At 42.1% G+C, this 15,762-nt stretch carries 14 protein-coding genes; 12 read left to right on the forward strand and 2 right to left on the reverse strand.

Annotated features, from left to right (window positions below):
* Window positions 1-2: 2 nt before the first annotated feature.
* From H6F66_RS25390 to H6F66_RS25445, 12 genes are all read left to right on the forward strand, one after another.
* A complete protein-coding gene (locus H6F66_RS25390; RefSeq protein ID WP_190427452.1) occupies window positions 3-740 on the forward strand; it encodes a methyltransferase domain-containing protein in 738 nt (245 codons plus the stop codon).
* Window positions 741-759: 19 nt separating this feature from the next.
* Entirely contained in the window at window positions 760-1,299 is a 540-nt protein-coding gene (locus tag H6F66_RS25395) for a methyltransferase domain-containing protein (protein WP_190427455.1), read from the forward strand.
* Window positions 1,296-2,387: a glycosyltransferase family 4 protein gene (locus H6F66_RS25400; RefSeq protein WP_190427457.1), complete on the forward strand. Its 1,092-nt coding sequence runs from the start codon at window positions 1,296-1,298 to the stop codon at window positions 2,385-2,387. Before H6F66_RS25395 ends, H6F66_RS25400 begins: the two co-directional genes overlap by 4 nt.
* An 83-nt stretch (window positions 2,388-2,470) precedes the next feature.
* Entirely contained in the window at window positions 2,471-3,625 is a 1,155-nt protein-coding gene (locus H6F66_RS25405) for a glycosyltransferase family 4 protein (protein ID WP_190427458.1), read from the forward strand.
* The gene (locus H6F66_RS25410) at window positions 3,622-4,185 is read left to right on the forward strand and encodes an acyltransferase (protein WP_190427461.1); all 564 of its coding nucleotides are present in this window, start codon (window positions 3,622-3,624) and stop codon (window positions 4,183-4,185) included. The genes H6F66_RS25405 and H6F66_RS25410 overlap by 4 nt, the downstream gene beginning before the upstream one ends.
* Window positions 4,186-4,225: 40 nt before the next feature.
* On the forward strand, window positions 4,226-5,041 hold the full coding sequence (locus tag H6F66_RS25415; RefSeq protein WP_190427464.1) for a methyltransferase domain-containing protein: 816 nt from the start codon (window positions 4,226-4,228) through the stop codon (window positions 5,039-5,041).
* 33 nt (window positions 5,042-5,074) lie between these two features.
* On the forward strand, window positions 5,075-6,175 hold the full coding sequence (locus tag H6F66_RS25420; RefSeq protein ID WP_190427466.1) for a glycosyltransferase family 1 protein: 1,101 nt from the start codon (window positions 5,075-5,077) through the stop codon (window positions 6,173-6,175).
* Window positions 6,162-6,857, forward strand: coding sequence for a methyltransferase domain-containing protein (locus H6F66_RS25425; RefSeq protein ID WP_190427468.1), 696 nt, complete (start codon window positions 6,162-6,164; stop codon window positions 6,855-6,857). Before H6F66_RS25420 ends, H6F66_RS25425 begins: the two co-directional genes overlap by 14 nt.
* A 73-nt stretch (window positions 6,858-6,930) precedes the next feature.
* Complete coding sequence (locus tag H6F66_RS25430; protein ID WP_242019297.1) at window positions 6,931-7,953, forward strand: glycosyltransferase family 4 protein; 1,023 nt, start codon at window positions 6,931-6,933, stop codon at window positions 7,951-7,953.
* Window positions 7,950-9,356 carry a hypothetical protein gene (locus tag H6F66_RS25435; protein WP_190427474.1) on the forward strand — a complete coding sequence of 469 codons (1,407 nt, stop codon included), beginning with the start codon at window positions 7,950-7,952 and terminating at the stop codon, window positions 9,354-9,356. The genes H6F66_RS25430 and H6F66_RS25435 overlap by 4 nt, the downstream gene beginning before the upstream one ends.
* Window positions 9,316-10,569 carry a glycosyltransferase family 4 protein gene (locus H6F66_RS25440; protein WP_190427477.1) on the forward strand — a complete coding sequence of 418 codons (1,254 nt, stop codon included), beginning with the start codon at window positions 9,316-9,318 and terminating at the stop codon, window positions 10,567-10,569. Before H6F66_RS25435 ends, H6F66_RS25440 begins: the two co-directional genes overlap by 41 nt.
* A gap of 286 nt (window positions 10,570-10,855) precedes the next feature.
* Window positions 10,856-12,064, forward strand: a complete 1,209-nt coding sequence (locus tag H6F66_RS25445) for a glycosyltransferase (protein ID WP_190427480.1) — start codon at window positions 10,856-10,858, stop codon at window positions 12,062-12,064.
* Between the two features lie 35 nt (window positions 12,065-12,099).
* On the opposite strand, the gene cheB is transcribed toward H6F66_RS25445, so the two are convergent.
* On the reverse strand, window positions 12,100-13,209 hold the full coding sequence (gene cheB, locus H6F66_RS25450) for a chemotaxis-specific protein-glutamate methyltransferase CheB (RefSeq protein ID WP_190427482.1): 1,110 nt from the start codon (window positions 13,207-13,209) through the stop codon (window positions 12,100-12,102).
* Between the two features lie 46 nt (window positions 13,210-13,255).
* A complete protein-coding gene (locus H6F66_RS25455; protein WP_190427485.1) occupies window positions 13,256-15,703 on the reverse strand; it encodes a hybrid sensor histidine kinase/response regulator in 2,448 nt (815 codons plus the stop codon).
* Between the last annotated feature and the right edge of the window lie 59 nt (window positions 15,704-15,762).

Genomic DNA, 15,762 nt, shown 5'->3' on the forward strand with positions numbered 1-15,762 from the left:
AAATGTTAGGAAATGTAGAAGAAGTTTTATCACGCATAAAACCTAATGACCTTGTTCTTGATGTAGGTGGTTGGGCTTGCCCATTTAACCGGGCAAACTGGGTAATTGATGCTGAACCTTATGAAACCAGAGGTTTTTACGCAAGAAATGGAATGGGCAAAGCTCAGGGAGGAGAAAAAGAATATTTTAATCGAGATACTTGGGTTCAAAGAGATATTTGTGATAAGGAGTCTTGGCCCTTTAAAGACAACTTTTTCGACTTTTCTATCTGTTCCCACACTCTGGAAGACATCAGAGATCCACTATATGTCTGCTCTGAACTAATTAGAGTGTCGAAGCGTGGGTATATAGAAGTTCCGTCAAGATTAGTGGAATCTTGTCGAGGAATAGAAAGTAGCAGAATAGTTGGACTGTCACATCACAGATGGCTAGTTGATATTACTGATAATTGCGTGCAATTTACTATGAAGTACCACATGATAAACGGAGATTTTCAGCTATCATTTCCCCCTTCATTTGCTAAAAAACTATCTCCCTCAGAAACTATCTCTTACCTTTTTTGGGAAGATAGTTTTGATGTTGCTGAGACACAAATTCATGGAGTAGATAATATTCACGCTCATCTGCGTCAGTTTGTAGCACAGAGGTATAATTACCCTCACTATCGGTTTGTTATGAAATGGGTAAATAACCTGGTAGATCGAGGTTTGAAGAAGATTGCACGTAGTTTCTCTGTATAAGGTTTTTCAGGATGAAGCAATGAATATATTATCAGTTGGGTGTGGTCGTAAATCCTCAGAACCTGATGTAATAAGACTGGATAAATCTTCTGAAGTAGAACCAGATATAGTTTGGGATTTAGATGAATTACCCTATCCATTTGATAACTCCAGATTCTCGGAGATTGAGTGCTTTGATGTGATAGAGCATTTACAAGATATACCCAAAACATTGGAGGAATTTTATCGAATATTGGAACCAAATGGAACTTTAAAAATAACAACGCCTCATTTTTCTTGTGCTAATTCATTTGTAGATCCAACCCATAAATGGCATTTAAGTTACTTTTCGTTTGATTACTTTTGTCAGGAACACAAGTTGTCCTACTACTCAGATGCGAAATATACTATTAAGCACCGTCATATTCAATTTCAAGGAGGTAGATTTAATAGATCCATTATCAGCCGGTTAGCTAATAAATTTCCCCATACTTATGAGCAAAGATGGGCTTGGATTTTTCCAGCTTGGTATCTTTATTTTGAATTAGAAGCTAGCAAAGAAGTTAATTTTAATTTATGAAAGTTGTTCACATTACCCCTACTTACTTCGATGACTCATCAATCATTGGTGGTGGTGAACGCTATACAACAGAATTAGCTTCTTTTATGGCAGAGGTTGTAGATACTACGCTGGTGAGTTTTTCTTCAAAACGGCAATCTTATTGTCAAGACAATCTCAAAATCGAGATTTACCCGGTTAACTATTTTATTCATGATAACAAGGTCAATCCCCTAACTTTTCGATATCTTGCTTCAATTTGGGATGCTGACGTAGTTCACATCCACCATATAAATACACTTATTTCCGATTTGGGATGTTTGACAGCATCTTGGCTAGGAAAGCGGGTTTTTGTGACTGATTACGGTGGGGGTGGGGATTTTGTAATTAATCATAAAATGCCTGTGTTTCGAGGCTATTGTAATGCGATCGCATACTCCCGCTTTGGCTTTAATTTTCTTCCTGCTGAACTACAAAAAAAAGGAGTTTTAATTAAAGGTGGCATGAACACAGAGCGATTTTATCCGGATATATCTTTAGAAAAACAGAAAAAAATTTTGTATGTGGGTCGGATTTTACCCCACAAAGGCATTAATTATTTAATTGAAGCTTTCCGCCTCTTAAATCTTCCAGATTACAAGTTAACAATTCTTGGAAGAGTCTATAACGAAGAATTTTACGAAGACTTGAAAAAATTGGCAGTTGGTTTACCTGTAGAATTCGTTCACGATGCAGATGATAGGAGGTTACTGCATGAATATCGTACAGCGATCGCTACCGTTTTACCTTCTGTTCATACTAACTGTTATGGTGGCTATACCCCTGTTCCAGAATTAATGGGTTTCACGTTGCTAGAATCTCAAGCTTGCGGCACTCCTGCGATTTGTACCGATGCCGGCGCAATGTCTGAATTTGTTGATGATGGTAGGACGGGATTTGTGGTAAAACAGAATTCAGGGGAAGCGATCGCTACTGCTCTTCGTCAAATTATTAGCTTATCCCCATCCGAATATTTAGAGTATCAAAATCGCTGCTACGAGTGGATAAAAACCTTAACTTGGTCAACAGTAGTCAAGAAGCATTTAGAGCTGTACAGCAAGTCTTTATAAGCTTACTTCAAGCTCCACAGATTTCCATTGATAAACAAAGATTTTTTTGTATAGTCTAAATCCATTTGTTAGAAAATAATACTATGCGGATAGGACATTATATGTACGGCATTTGGGAACCAGGCGGAGTTGCGTCATATATCCGCCGTCTAAGTGCCGCCCAAATTGCAGCCGGTGACGCTGTTTATTTTCTGGATAATCAGACAAATACCAGTGTGCCAAATAGTGGAACCGAACTACCAATATTTGTGCGCGATGACAGGGATTTATTTACTCAGGCAAAGGCACTAAGGCTGGATATTTTGCATCTGCACACTGACATTAGTACACTTCCAGACGAGCGTATTGCAACCATCCGCACCATTCACGGACATAAACCTTACTGTCCCAGTGGTGGCAAGTATCTAAAACGCTCTAGTCAGCCTTGTGATCGCATCTACAGCCTCACTGGGTGTCTCTGGGGACATCTCGTGGATCGCTGTGGTAGTGCTAGGCCACATAAGTTGTACGCTGACTTTCAGAGTACCTGGGACGAGATGCGCGTTTTGTCTGATATTCATGCGATCGCAAACAGCCAGTTTCTCAAAGATCAAATGGTTCGTTTAGGTTACGCCGAGAACCTGATTCATGTCCTTTATTACCCTGCTCCCAAACTTCCGGAATACTTCCCCCCGCCTCAAGAAGACGTGCCGCATTTCCTTTTTATGGGACGCATTGTGCCACAAAAAGGACTCGACTGGCTGTTACGAGCAATACAAAAAGTCAACGTCCCAGTTCACTTAGATATTGCTGGCGATGGCTATCAAAAAACAGAAATACAAGCTTTATCAGAGCGTCTAGGACTTACTAAAAAAGTCACATTTCATGGATGGGCAAATGAAGCGGAAATCTTTAAATTACTCCAGACAGCAAGGGCGCTCATTTTTCCGTCAGTGTGGCACGAACCAGCAGGAATAGTCAGTATAGAAGCTGCCGCAGCTGGTAGACCTATCATCGCCAGTCGAGTAGGAGGAATACCTGAGTATATCGCCCAACAACAACATACCCTACTTGTAAAACCAAATGATATTTCTGGATTGGCACAAAATATTGAACGTTTAGCTCTCGACTGGTCTTTAGCAAAACATTTGGGAGAGGAAGGAAGGGAAATGGTGCCTACCCAATTTTCAATGCAGAAACATCTGGATGTACTGAATCAACTGTATAAACTGGCTATGCAAGTTAAGGTTGGTTTATGAAAATATTCACCCTTTCTATTAGGGCGCTAAAGAGAGTTTTATTTGAGGGTATTCTATATTTTACTAATCGATTTGTGGCTCATATTCCTTTCCATTTTATCCGGTTGTCTTTTTACCGGTTTTGTCTGGGATTTGAAATTGGTTCAGATAGTCTTATCTTTATGGATGCTTGGTTTGATACAAGAAGCAACTTTAAAATGGGTAAAAGTAGCGTAATTAATCAAAAATGTCGATTGGATAACCGTGGCGGTATCACTATTGGTGGCAATGTTTCGATTTCTGCCGAGGTATGTATTCTGACAGCAGATCATGATTTACAAAGTAGTAATTTTAAAGGCCGGCATCGTCCAGTAAATATTGAAGATTATGTCTTCATTGGGACGCGAGCGATAGTTTTACCTGGAGTTACTTTAGGTAAAGGCTCAGCTGTAGCAGCTGGTGCAGTAGTCACTAAAGATGTTGCCCCTTTCACAATTGTTGCAGGTGTTCCTGCCAAGCCCATAGGTAGCCGACCTGATGAGCTAAAGTATAGCGCTAGTTACCATCGGTTATTTTTTTAGCTATTTTTTAAAGTTAATCTACTTGATATTCAACAGGCTTATGAAAAAAGTTCAACCGCAAGATAGTTGGCGTGAGAGTTGGAAATATAGCTATCCATATGATTTGCTGGAAATTTATGGCGAGATGAGTTATCGCGGATATGCTTATGCTTACGCAAATCGCCGCCAACATACTTTGGAATTAGTTCAAAAAATTGCCCGACCGGGGGCGAAAGTATTGGATGTAGCAGCCGGACAGGGAAATTTTACATTGTCTTTAGCAGAACTCGGCTATGAAGTTACTTGGAATGACTTACGTGAAGAGTTAGTTGATTATGTCAAGCTTAAGTGGGAACGCGGCGTAATTCATTATGCACCTGGAGACATTTTTTCTCTTGGTTTTGAAGGGTGTTTCGATGTAATCTTAATTACAGAAATTATCGAACACGTTGCCCATCCTGATGATTTTTTATATAAAATTGCTCAATTGGTTAAAGTGGGCGGATACATTGTTATGAGTACGCCTAATGGTGAATATTTTCAGAACCGTTTACCTAAGTATTCGGATTGTCCCGATCCAAGTCAGTTTGAAGAAATACAATTTCAGCCTAATGCAGATGGACATATTTTTTTATTGCATCTCGATGAAGTTGAATTGCTGGCTAAAAAAGCAGGGTTAACTGTTGTAGAAACCCGACTTTTTACCAATACTCTCACCAATGGGCATCTAAAATTAGGGACTGTACTCAAGCTTGTGCCGCGTAACTGGGTTGATGCTTGCGAAAGCTTTACTCGCTCTCTACCTTTTTCCTGGCGAAAAAAAATACACACTGGCATGGTTTGTTTACTATCACGGTCTTCTGATATTACTAGCTAATAGTACCGATTCTGGTTTTTAAAATTTTAGCGAATGCACACCTCATCACCAATTATCTGTATCGTTCCCCGCCTGCCTCCAGCAATTGATGGAGTGGGTGATTATGCTTTGAATCTAGCTTTCCAACTGCGTAAAGATTACGGAACTAAAACGCATTTTATTGTAAGCGATCGCTCTAGCATCGTTTCTCCACAAACTGAGAGATTTCCTGTTAGCCAAATAAAGGTGCATTCGGCTAGCGAGCTGTTGTCTTTAATGCCTAGCGATACAGCCACAGTTTTGCTACATTATGTGGGTTATGGCTATGCAAAACGAGGCTGTCCATCTTGGTTAGTTGAAGGCTTGGAACGTTGGAAGAGTACGGGAAATAACACGTATTTAGTAACAATGTTCCATGAAGTTTATGCTTCTGGTGCAATTTGGAACAGTTCCTTTTGGTTATCGCCGCTACAGAAAAATTTGGCGGCGCGTCTGGCAAGAGTTAGCGATCGCTGTCTCACCAGCAAACAACACTATGCCGAAATACTATATCAATTGAGTCAAGGCCAACAAACCCAAATCTCCACCCTCCCCGTATTTTCCAACATAGGGGAGCCAGAACAGGTGCCACCTTTACTAGAACGTAACCGATGCCTAGTGGTGTTTGGAGGACGCGCTAAAAGGCTACAGGTTTATCGAGAATCTCTAGCAGAACTAGAGCTAGCCTGTCAGCTGCTAGAAATTAAAGAAATCTTCGATATTGGGCCATCAACAGGTCTAACTTTATCTTCCGTTAATGGCGTACCGATAGTTGAGATGGGACAGCTACCCGCTACAGAAATCAGCAGCATCCTGTTAAATTCTCTGGCAGGTTTCTTGAACTACCACCCTAACTTCCTGGCGAAATCTACCATCTTTGCTACTTACTGCGCTCATGGCGTACTTCCCGTCAGTTCTCGATGTAGTGCGCCAACTGATGGCATACAAGCAGGAAAACATTACTGGGTTCCGGATAAGGAGACTACAGACTGTAAAAATTGGGTGGAGGTGCAAGCGATCGCAGACAATGCCCGTACTTGGTATCAAACCCATAACTTGTTGGTACACGCAAAAACTTTTGCGGCACACTTAGAGAAAACAATTGTTGAGCATTAATCAAAGTCTCAAAGCCCAGCGTCAATTTGCTTCAGATGTCAGCGGTGGTAGGAGTAGTCAACCAATCTACACAGCATTTGAGCAGGTGTTGGCGCAGCTCGATCTCAAAGGCGATCTTCTAGATTTTGGTGCTGGTACAGGCAATCTAACTAAGCGCCTTCAAACATTAAATCGATTTAGTTCCATCACTGGCATTGACATCATGCAGTGTCCAGTTGACATAGATAATTCTATTAGATGGATCACTTGGGATCTAAACGATAAAATTCATCTTCCCAATCAATCATTTGATGTGATTGTATCCGCTGAAGTCATCGAGCATCTGGAAAATCCTAGAGCCGTAGCAAGGGAATGGTTTCAATTACTCCGTCCTGGTGGAACACTTATTTTTAGCACACCTAATAACGAAAGCTGGCGTTCTTTGATAGCGCTTCTATTGCGAGGGCATTTTGTCGCCTTCAGCGATACTTGTTACCCGGCACATATCACCGCACTTCTACGCAAGGACATTCAGCGCATTCTAAGTGAAGCTAACTTTTCTCCACCAAAGTTTGTTTTTACTAATGTTGGTGGTATTCCCAACTTTCCCAAGCTGCAATGGCAAACAGTTTCTGGAGGACTGCTTAAGGGTATTCGTTACAGCGATAACTTACTAGCGATCGCTCATAAACCAATGTCATAACTCAGCCTACGCATCAACTATATTAATCACCTAATATTTCGGCAAAGTGATAAGCATTATGGTAAAAATTCTCATGTCATCTCGCCTATTTTATCCGAGCATTGGGGGCAGTGAAACAGATATAGAAGTCTTGGCACATGAATTTACCCGGTTTGGACACGCAATTAAAGTTGTTACTCAAACTCCAGGTAGTCATATTGATGCTGATGGTTTAGAGTTTCCATTTGATGTGATTAGGCAACCAAGCCCTGCCAAGCTTTTCCAACTCGTAAAATGGTGTGATGTATATTTCCACAATGGTATTATTTTGAAAGATGCTTGGCCGCTTCTGATATGCCGAAAACCCTGGATAATTAGGCACCAGACCTGGATTAAATTACCACATGATATTGGTGGTAACTTTTCTGGTTGGAAGGCGAATTTAAAAGAAGTATTGGTAAAATTTTCTACATCAATTTCAATTAGCAAATCTATAGCTGAACATTTGCAGCATCCTTCTACAATTATCCCCAATCCATACCGCGATAATTTATTCCGCGTAATTCCTGAAATTGCTAAAACCACAGAATTTGTATTTCTGGGACGGCTAGTTTCAGACAAAGGTGTAGAGATGCTGCTTGAAGCATTGGCAGAATTGAAACATCAGGGAATGATGCCTCAGTTATCCATCATTGGTTCTGGGGTGGAGGAGCCAAAACTGCGCCAAAAAACTAACGATTTAGCACTGGCAGAACAAGTTTTTTTTCTGGGTTCAAAAATCGGAGAAGAATTAGTACAGATACTAAATGAACATCAAATTATGGTAATTCCTTCACTGTGGGATGAGCCTTTTGGCGTAGTTGCACTAGAAGGTATTGCTTGTGGTTGTGCAATCGTTGGTTCAGAGGGAGGCGGACTAAAAGATGCCATTGGTTCTTGTGGAGTGACTTTTCCTAATGGAGATGTTAAAGCACTGACGAAAGCGCTATTCGACTTGTTGACTAATCCTGATAAATTATCGACTTGCAGGAGAAACGCCGAATCACATTTATTACGCCATAAAAAAGCAGAAGTTGCCAAGGCATATTTACAGGTTATTGAGGCAGCAAAAAAGTGAAACTGCTAATTGGTCTGGTAGCTATTTTAGTCATAATTTATATTTCATCCCTCAACTGGCGGCGCACTCTTAAAGCTCTATTTGCGCTCTTAATTATTGAGGGTGCAGTGCGAAAATGGGTTTTACCCCAAGCTAGCGATATGATTTATTTTTTGAAAGACTTTGTTCTTTTAGGCGCTTATATTTCCTACTATGGCTCCTCAGCTTCTGCGAGAAGATTGCCGATTAAAAATGACCCGATCACTATGATAATATTTTTAGTTGCCGCCTGGTGCTTGTTTCAGGCTTTTAATCCTAGTTTAGGGTCGCCTATGGTAGGATTTTTTGGAATGAGAGGCTATTTATTTTATCTTCCTTTAATGTGGATAATTCCTACCTTATTTCAGTCAGAAGAAGAGCTATATAAGTTTTTGCGATCGCATCTTTTATTTTTAGTCCCAGTTTGCCTCTTAGGTATTGCCCAATTCTTCGCTCCTGCTTCCAGTCCTCTTAATGTTTATGCTCCCGGTGAAGTGACATCAGCAGCCACATTCGGGGTGACATCTTCTGTCAGGGTTACAGGAACTTTCTCCTACATAAGTGGCTACTCAGTCTACCTGCTAGTATGCTTCAGTTTACTAATACCCTTACTGGCATCATCCCAGTACAAATGGTGGAAGTTAGCATCTGTTATAGAAATATTTTTGCTAACCGTTAACTCATTTATGACTGGCGCTCGCGGTCTTATAATTGGTGAAGTTTTATTTTTGTTTGGTTATTTATTCTTCCTGGCATTTACCCGTCCTATAAGTACGGTGCGCTTCCTTAGACAGTTGTTACCATTGGCGATTGTTGTTGCTATTGTTGCTCCTATCTGGTTTCGTCCAGCAATCAATGCTTTTTGGCTGCGTACAACTTCTAACCAAGATGTATCCGGCCGCATTGTGGGCAGTTTTACACAGCCTTTTGAGTTTATTAAATACAAAGAACTTGACGGATATGGCACTGGTGCAACACACCAAGCAGCCCCAGCCCTCAAGAAAGCATTAGGTTTGCCATCCGGTGAAGTTATTCCCACTTATTATGAATCGGAAATGGGCAGAGTAATATTGGAATTAGGGCCTGTTGGTTTTTTTCTTTGGTATGGATTAAGAGTTAGTATTATTATCGCTCTTTGGCTGGTATTTTGGAAATTGAAACGAGCATTTTTGCGCCACTTAGCACTTGCAGCTTTTATCATTCAAGTAATTCAGATTAATGGTCAACTGGTTTTTAATCATACTTTCTCAATTTACTACTGGTTTCTCAGTAGTTTTATTTTTCTCTTACCTCGATTAGAGCAAGTAGAAAATTGGCATCGAGAACAACAACTATTGCAAGAAGATGTCTCATCCACGTATTTCCCTGATTCACCCTACCAGTAGTCCATTTTCTCGCAATGCTGCGATCGCTTTATGGGAAGCCGACTTACTCCACGAAGTAATCACCACCATTGCCTATAACCCAAAAGGTTCTATATCACGCTACTTAAGTCTATTACCCAAACAAATTAGAAATCGTGTTGCTCATGAATTAGGGCGACGGACATGGATTACCCCCACTGGTATACCAATGCGAACCCATCCCTGGCAAGAAGCGATGCGGTTGGCGCTAGTAAAAACGAGTTTAAGCCATCGATTAGGTTTAGGAAATCAGGGGCCTATTAATTGGGTCTATTCTTCATTAGATTGTCACGTTGCTAAGCATCATCTTAGCAATATTCATGCAGTTTACGCCTATGAAGATGGAGCTGCTGTCACCTTTGAAACAGCTAAACAGCAAGGCGTTCTCTGTTTATACGATTTACCAATTATTTTTTATCGCATGAGTCGCGATATTCAAGTAGAAGAATCTGAACGATTTCCGGATTTAGCACCAGCATTACAGGCAGTTAAAGAACCGGCTTGGAAAATCGAACGCAAACAGCAGGAAGTCGAGTTATCAGACCATATTTTTGTAGCATCTTCTATCACAAAAAAATCTTTGTTAGATATTGGCGTGAAACCGGAAAAAATTAGTGTCATTCCCTACGGTTCGCCCATTGACTATTTTCATCCACAACCCAAAAGCGATAAACTTTTTCGAGCTTTATTTGTGGGTCGGGTAGGGCCGCGTAAAGGTGTGCATTACTTATTACAAGCTTGGCAAAAAATGCGACTTAGAGAAGCGGAATTATTATTAGTAGGAATTAATGAGTTTCCGGCTGGCTGGTTAGCTCAATATACCGATAGTTTTCGGTATGTCTCCTCTGTACCTCATACCTTATTGAGTCAATACTATAGTTCGGCAAATGTTCTAGTTTTTCCTTCTTTAGTTGAAGGATTTGGTTTAGTGCTTTTAGAGGCAATGGCTTGTGGAATTCCCGTTATTACAACACCTAATACGGCTGGTTATGATATTGTCACAGATGGCGTGGAAGGGTTTATTGTGCCAATTCGTGATGTAGAAGCTATTAAGGAAAAACTAGAGTGGTGCTACTGCCACCCGCAAGAATTAGCAGAGATGGGACGAGCAGCTCGTCGGAAAGCTGAGCAATTAACTTGGGATTTATATCGACAAAAATTGGCAAGTCGGGTGCAAGAGCTTTTGAATAATTAAACTGTGATATATCGCTATAATACCTAATACGGTTAACTTAAGAATAGTTCTATGTTGGGGTTAGATTTTTTGCTGTTGCAGGCATAAAGTGAAATGGTATAACTTAGGGCAATTTCTGAATTGTCCCAACACATACATATTCCTGTACACCCACTACGTCCAAATTTAATAATTAAATTCGGATTGTTATATTCGCTTCATAATTTATAAACACCTCCCGAACCATTCGTCCTGATGTCATAACAAAAGTCTGTATCAGTAGGTAGCAATTCTGATAGAGGCAATTGTGAAAGTTTTACACGTTATTCCCTCCGTAAGTCCAGCTTTGGGAGGGCCAAGTCACGTTGTTTTAAATTTGGTAAAAGCTTTACGAGACTGCGGTATTGACGCGGAAATTGCTACGACAAATGATAATGGTTCAACACTGTTAGATGTACCTTTAAATGAACGGATTGAATACGAGCAAGTTCCTGTTTGGTTCTTGCCTCGGTTTTCGCCACCGATGAAAGAATTTATTTTTTCTGCGGCTCTCACTCGCTGGCTCATGTTACACATCCGCGACTATGACATCATAGAAACTCACTATCTTTTTTCCTATGCTTCTACTTGTGCTGGCGCGATCGCTAGATGGCAAGGCGTTCCCTACATAGTCCGTACTATAGGCCAGATGGCTCCTTGGGCATTGGCACAAAGTCAGCTGAAAAAACAAATTTACACCTTTTTAATTGAGCGACACAATTTGAATTCTGCCGCTGCAATCCATTGTACTTGTACTGGCGAAGCAGAAGATGTCCGTAAATTTGGAATTAAAACTCCCACAATTACCCTACCTTTAGGAGTCGATAGACCTACTATTTCCCCTGAAGCTAAACAAAAACTACGCCAAATTTACGGCATACCATCAACTACGCCAGTGGTGCTATTTCTGTCTCGCCTTCATTATAAAAAGCGCCCAGATTTGCTGGTGTACGCGCTAAGCAGACTTGCCGCCCAAAAAGATGATTTTCACCTAATATTAGCGGGTTCAGGAGAGTCAAATTATATTACACACTTAACAAATTTAGTTTCATCGCTTGGCTTAGCTTCTCGCACATCTATGACCGGCTTTGTCACTGGTGAAGATAAAGATTTGCTGCTGCAAGGTTCAGATATGTTTGTCTTGCCATCGTTTTCGGAAAATTTTGGAGTTGCTGTAGCAGAAGCAATGGCGGCGGGATTACCAGTAATTGTGACTCCAGATGTGCAAATTTCGCCAGAAATTGCCGCAGAAAAAGCTGGACTGGTTATTAAAGGAGAAGTTGAGCCTTTAGCAGGTGCGATCGCTTCCCTCCTCAACTCTCCAAAACAGCGATCGCAATTGGGTGAAAATGGTAGGCGCTTGGTAAGTCGTCGATACTCTTGGCCTTGCGTCGCGCAAAATCTTGCTTCTGCCTATAGCGCCATTCTCAAAGAACAACCAATCCCTACTAATGAGCGATTAGCTATTAGCGATTAGTCTGTTGTCCGTAAGCCTTGGAAAGTTGGAAATGACTAAGGACTAATAACTCTTGTGAGCATCGACGCTATTTTAGTGATGGGTAAAATATGCTGGACTGCACCAAGCGCGATCGCTTCTTTTGGCATTCCGAACACCACACAACTCGCCTCATCCTGAGCAATGGTGACACCACCAGCAGACGCGATCGCCTGCATTCCCTCCGCACCATCTCTACCCATCCCCGTCAATAATATCCCCACAGCAGCCTGACCATAGACACTCGCCACCGATTTAAAAGTAACCGTTACAGAAGGGCGATGCCCTTCCAGGGGTGGTGAGGAAGAATACAAAAATCTGCCTTGTGCATCAAACTCCAAATGCGATCGCTCCAGGGGAAAATAAATAGTTCCCGGTTTTGGAACCTCCCCAGCACGAGCAATTTTGATAGGCATTTGACACTCAGCCGCCAACCAATCTACCATTCCTTGCAAAAAACCTTCGCTGATGTGCTGAATACAAATCACTGGCACCGGGAAATTAATCGGCAGCTGAGTGAGAATTGCGTACAAAGCTTGCGGGCCACCTGTAGACGCACCAATTGTGACGATTTTATCTTTTGGATTTCGGATTTTGGATTGGCCATTTAAAATCGAATATTTCTTGTTACCAGGCTCAGCTTTGTAACGAATGTTGGAAGGCTCAGTCTCCCGATTATTAACAATAGTATCAACTGTAGGTTTCTTTCGATAATGAGTAAAAACTGTAACCCCGGAAAGGATTTTTATCTTCCCGATCAACTCCTGTTTTACCAACTCATAATCCGAACCATTTCCACCACGCGGCTTAGGGAAGATATCCACCGCCCCTGCTTCCAGCAACCGAAAAACATTGTGTTTATCCTCTTTTTGTACTGAAGTGCTAATCACAAGAATTGGTTTTGGATACGTTGCCATAACTTCAGATATAAATTCCAGACCATCCATCTGTGGCATATAGAGGTCTGTGCAAATCACATCTGGCAAACAACTCGGAATCAGCGCCAATGCCTCTTTACCAGTTCCGGCTGTTCCCACCACTTGAATTTCCCGAGAGAATGCCAGAATTCGTTTCAGCATTGTCATAGCAATAGGAGAATCGTCTACTAATAAAACTTTTATTGCCATTTTGTCAAATGCTAGTTGAAGAATTGCGCTTACTATTAGCCATAAGCTAAATAAACCTTCTCAAGGTTTCTAAAAGCACTTCCTGATTAAAAGTACCCTTGGTGATATAAGCATTGGCACCAGCTTCGGCACCCCTACGTTTATCTTCATCTGATGCCAAAGATGTCACCAGAATTATTGGCAATTCGTTATATTCCTGATGCTGACGAATCTTAGCAGTAAACCCCAAGCCATCCAAATTTGGCATTTGCACATCGGATATCACCGCATCAAAGGAACGAGTTCTCAGTTTGTTGTAGGCATCCAATCCATCAACAGCGGTCACCACTTCATAACCTGCATTCTCCAAAATGCGCTTTTCTTGAGTGCGAATGGCGATAGAATCTTCCGCTAATAAAATTGATCTTCTTTTTTCCTCCTGGGCAAATACTCTTGTCAGGGTCATCGCTGCGGTTCGTTTTTGCACAGATTTAATCAAATCTAGGGGATTTAAAACCATGCAAACTTCCCCAGTTCCGAGAATAGTTGCGCCAGCAACATTGCGAACCCGCTTGAGTAACTTACTCTGAGGTTTAAGTATGACATCCTGTTGATCTATACAGGCATCTACCAATAATCCCAGTCTCTCCTCTCCCACCTGCAAAATAATGCACAGCAGTTGTCCCTTGTCAGTCGTTTTGCCATTGACTACTGACAATTCCAGCAAATCTACCAGTTGCGCTACTGATACAGGGTGATTGTCCTGAATAATAGTTTCTCTGCCTTGAATAGAAAAAATTTCATCAGAAGACACCAACCGCGTTTGTTGCACAAACTCCACTGGCAGGGCATAAACTCTGCCGCCCACTTCCACAATCAACACTGACACAGTTGCTAGGTTTATACCCAGTTGTACTCGGAGCGTGCATCCTCTTTCGGGGGTAGATTCTACTTGTATAGTTCCTTTCAGGCGTTCGACGTTGGTGCGAACTACATCCAGCCCTACACCTCTGCCAGAAACTTCGGTGACAAAGGTGCGGGTGGAGAAGCCGGGGGCAAAAATCAAGGAGTGAATTTGAGTTGTTGTCATGGCGGCGAGTTCTTCTTCCCGACAGATTCCGCGCTTAAGTGCTGTCTGCTTAATCTTTGCAGTATCTAAACCTCGCCCATCGTCCGCGACTTCTATCACAATATTCGTGGCGGTTTGGTAGCCTCTGACGCGAATTGTGGCGGTAGGTGGCTTGCCTACAGCTTCTCGCTCTGCTGGTGTTTCGATACCATGATCTACGCAATTGCGAATCATGTGGATCAATGGATCTTTCATTTCTTCTATGATGCGCTTGTCGGCTTTGGTTTGGTCGCCTGCGATCGCTAGTTCAATTTCTTTATTTTGCTGTTTAGCTAGATCCCGTACCATCCGGGGAAGCATCTGAAAAATAGTTGATAGGGGCAAAAGGCGTAGGGTACGTATTCCCTCTTCTAAGTCACTAGCAATCGTATCCAGTCTGGTGGTGTCTTCGTAGATGGCATTTCTTAACTGGTTGACTAGAACTCCCATGCGCTCCCCGAAGGCTTTAGTTTCTAAGGACGCACTGCTGTACGCCCCTATATGTGAGTGCTGAGTGGTAGAGGGATTTAATTGCCTCTCAGGTTTTAGCTTTTCCTTCTGGACATTCAGCGCTGAAGTTCTCAGGAGTGTTGGGCGGTTCCACTCTTCGCACAGGGCAACAATTTCCTCAATTTCCGCCAGTCGATGAGCAATACGGATTTTGGTGACGGTTAGTTCGCCTGCTTGGGTGAGCAAGGCATCGAGATTGCGGGTTTCGACGCGAATTGTTTCGATGCGGTAGGGTTCGTTTGCTGCTGGGGGTGGTACGGTGGGGGTTCTACCGTTGGAGAAGGTCTTTTCGTCGGCAGGAGTGGGGTGGGGAGGCTCCGCTTCTAATGGTGCTGCCTCTACTGGTGCGGGTGGTGAGGAAGGTGCTAGTAGTGTCTCTAATGGTGATGGTGCAGGCGATATCTCTAAATCTATTTGTGGTGGGGGCGCTTCGGAAGTTGTGGCTATTGTGACGGTATTGGCTTCAACTTCTTCCTGAACTCGATCGTTGTGATTGTTTTGTTTGGCTGGATTGATAGAATCAGCTCCCATCATGTGGGCAAGGACGCCAAAGGTATTGATGCCTGCTGGTTCGCCTGTGACGGCTTCATGTACCAGCTTGCACATAGCATCTAAGCCTTGATACAAGCGATCGCACGTTTGGGCTGTCAGTTGTGCCTCACCGCGTTTAACACATCCCAAAATATGTTCTAGTTGATGGGTAAGGGTTTCTACATCGCGCACGCCCAGCATTCGAGAATCCCCTTTGAGGCTGTGAGCTTCTCTTAGTAATTCTTCTAATCTGGCTTGGTCTTCCGGGTGCTTTTCTAAATACAGTAAACCGTCATTTATTTTCTGTAAATGTTCTTCACTTGCCGTTTTAAAAAGATTGCGTAGTTCTTCGTCTTCTACGATCATGGCTAGCTTTTAGTTATACTTTATTGGCGATTACGTGTTGGTGTTGTTTTTTATAGCTA

It is taken from the genome of Trichocoleus sp. FACHB-6 (assembly GCF_014695815.1).
Lineage (GTDB): Bacteria > Cyanobacteriota > Cyanobacteriia > Cyanobacteriales > FACHB-T130 > Funiculus > Funiculus sociatus.

Excerpts from the sequence above, each read along its gene's own strand:
- H6F66_RS25420 (WP_190427466.1), top strand. The coding sequence starts at position 5,075 with ATGCACACCTCATCACCAATTATCTGTATCGTTCCCCGCCTGCCTCCA.
- H6F66_RS25415 (WP_190427464.1), top strand. The coding sequence starts at position 4,226 with ATGAAAAAAGTTCAACCGCAAGATAGTTGGCGTGAGAGTTGGAAATAT.
- H6F66_RS25390 (WP_190427452.1), top strand. The coding sequence starts at position 3 with ATGTTAGGAAATGTAGAAGAAGTTTTATCACGCATAAAACCTAATGAC.
- H6F66_RS25395 (WP_190427455.1), top strand. The coding sequence starts at position 760 with ATGAATATATTATCAGTTGGGTGTGGTCGTAAATCCTCAGAACCTGAT.
- H6F66_RS25405 (WP_190427458.1), top strand. The coding sequence starts at position 2,471 with ATGCGGATAGGACATTATATGTACGGCATTTGGGAACCAGGCGGAGTT.
- cheB (WP_190427482.1), bottom strand. The coding sequence starts at position 13,209 with ATGGCAATAAAAGTTTTATTAGTAGACGATTCTCCTATTGCTATGACA.
- H6F66_RS25455 (WP_190427485.1), bottom strand. The coding sequence starts at position 15,703 with ATGATCGTAGAAGACGAAGAACTACGCAATCTTTTTAAAACGGCAAGT.
- H6F66_RS25430 (WP_242019297.1), top strand. The coding sequence starts at position 6,931 with ATGTCATCTCGCCTATTTTATCCGAGCATTGGGGGCAGTGAAACAGAT.
- H6F66_RS25410 (WP_190427461.1), top strand. The coding sequence starts at position 3,622 with ATGAAAATATTCACCCTTTCTATTAGGGCGCTAAAGAGAGTTTTATTT.
- H6F66_RS25440 (WP_190427477.1), top strand. The coding sequence starts at position 9,316 with ATGTCTCATCCACGTATTTCCCTGATTCACCCTACCAGTAGTCCATTT.
- H6F66_RS25400 (WP_190427457.1), top strand. The coding sequence starts at position 1,296 with ATGAAAGTTGTTCACATTACCCCTACTTACTTCGATGACTCATCAATC.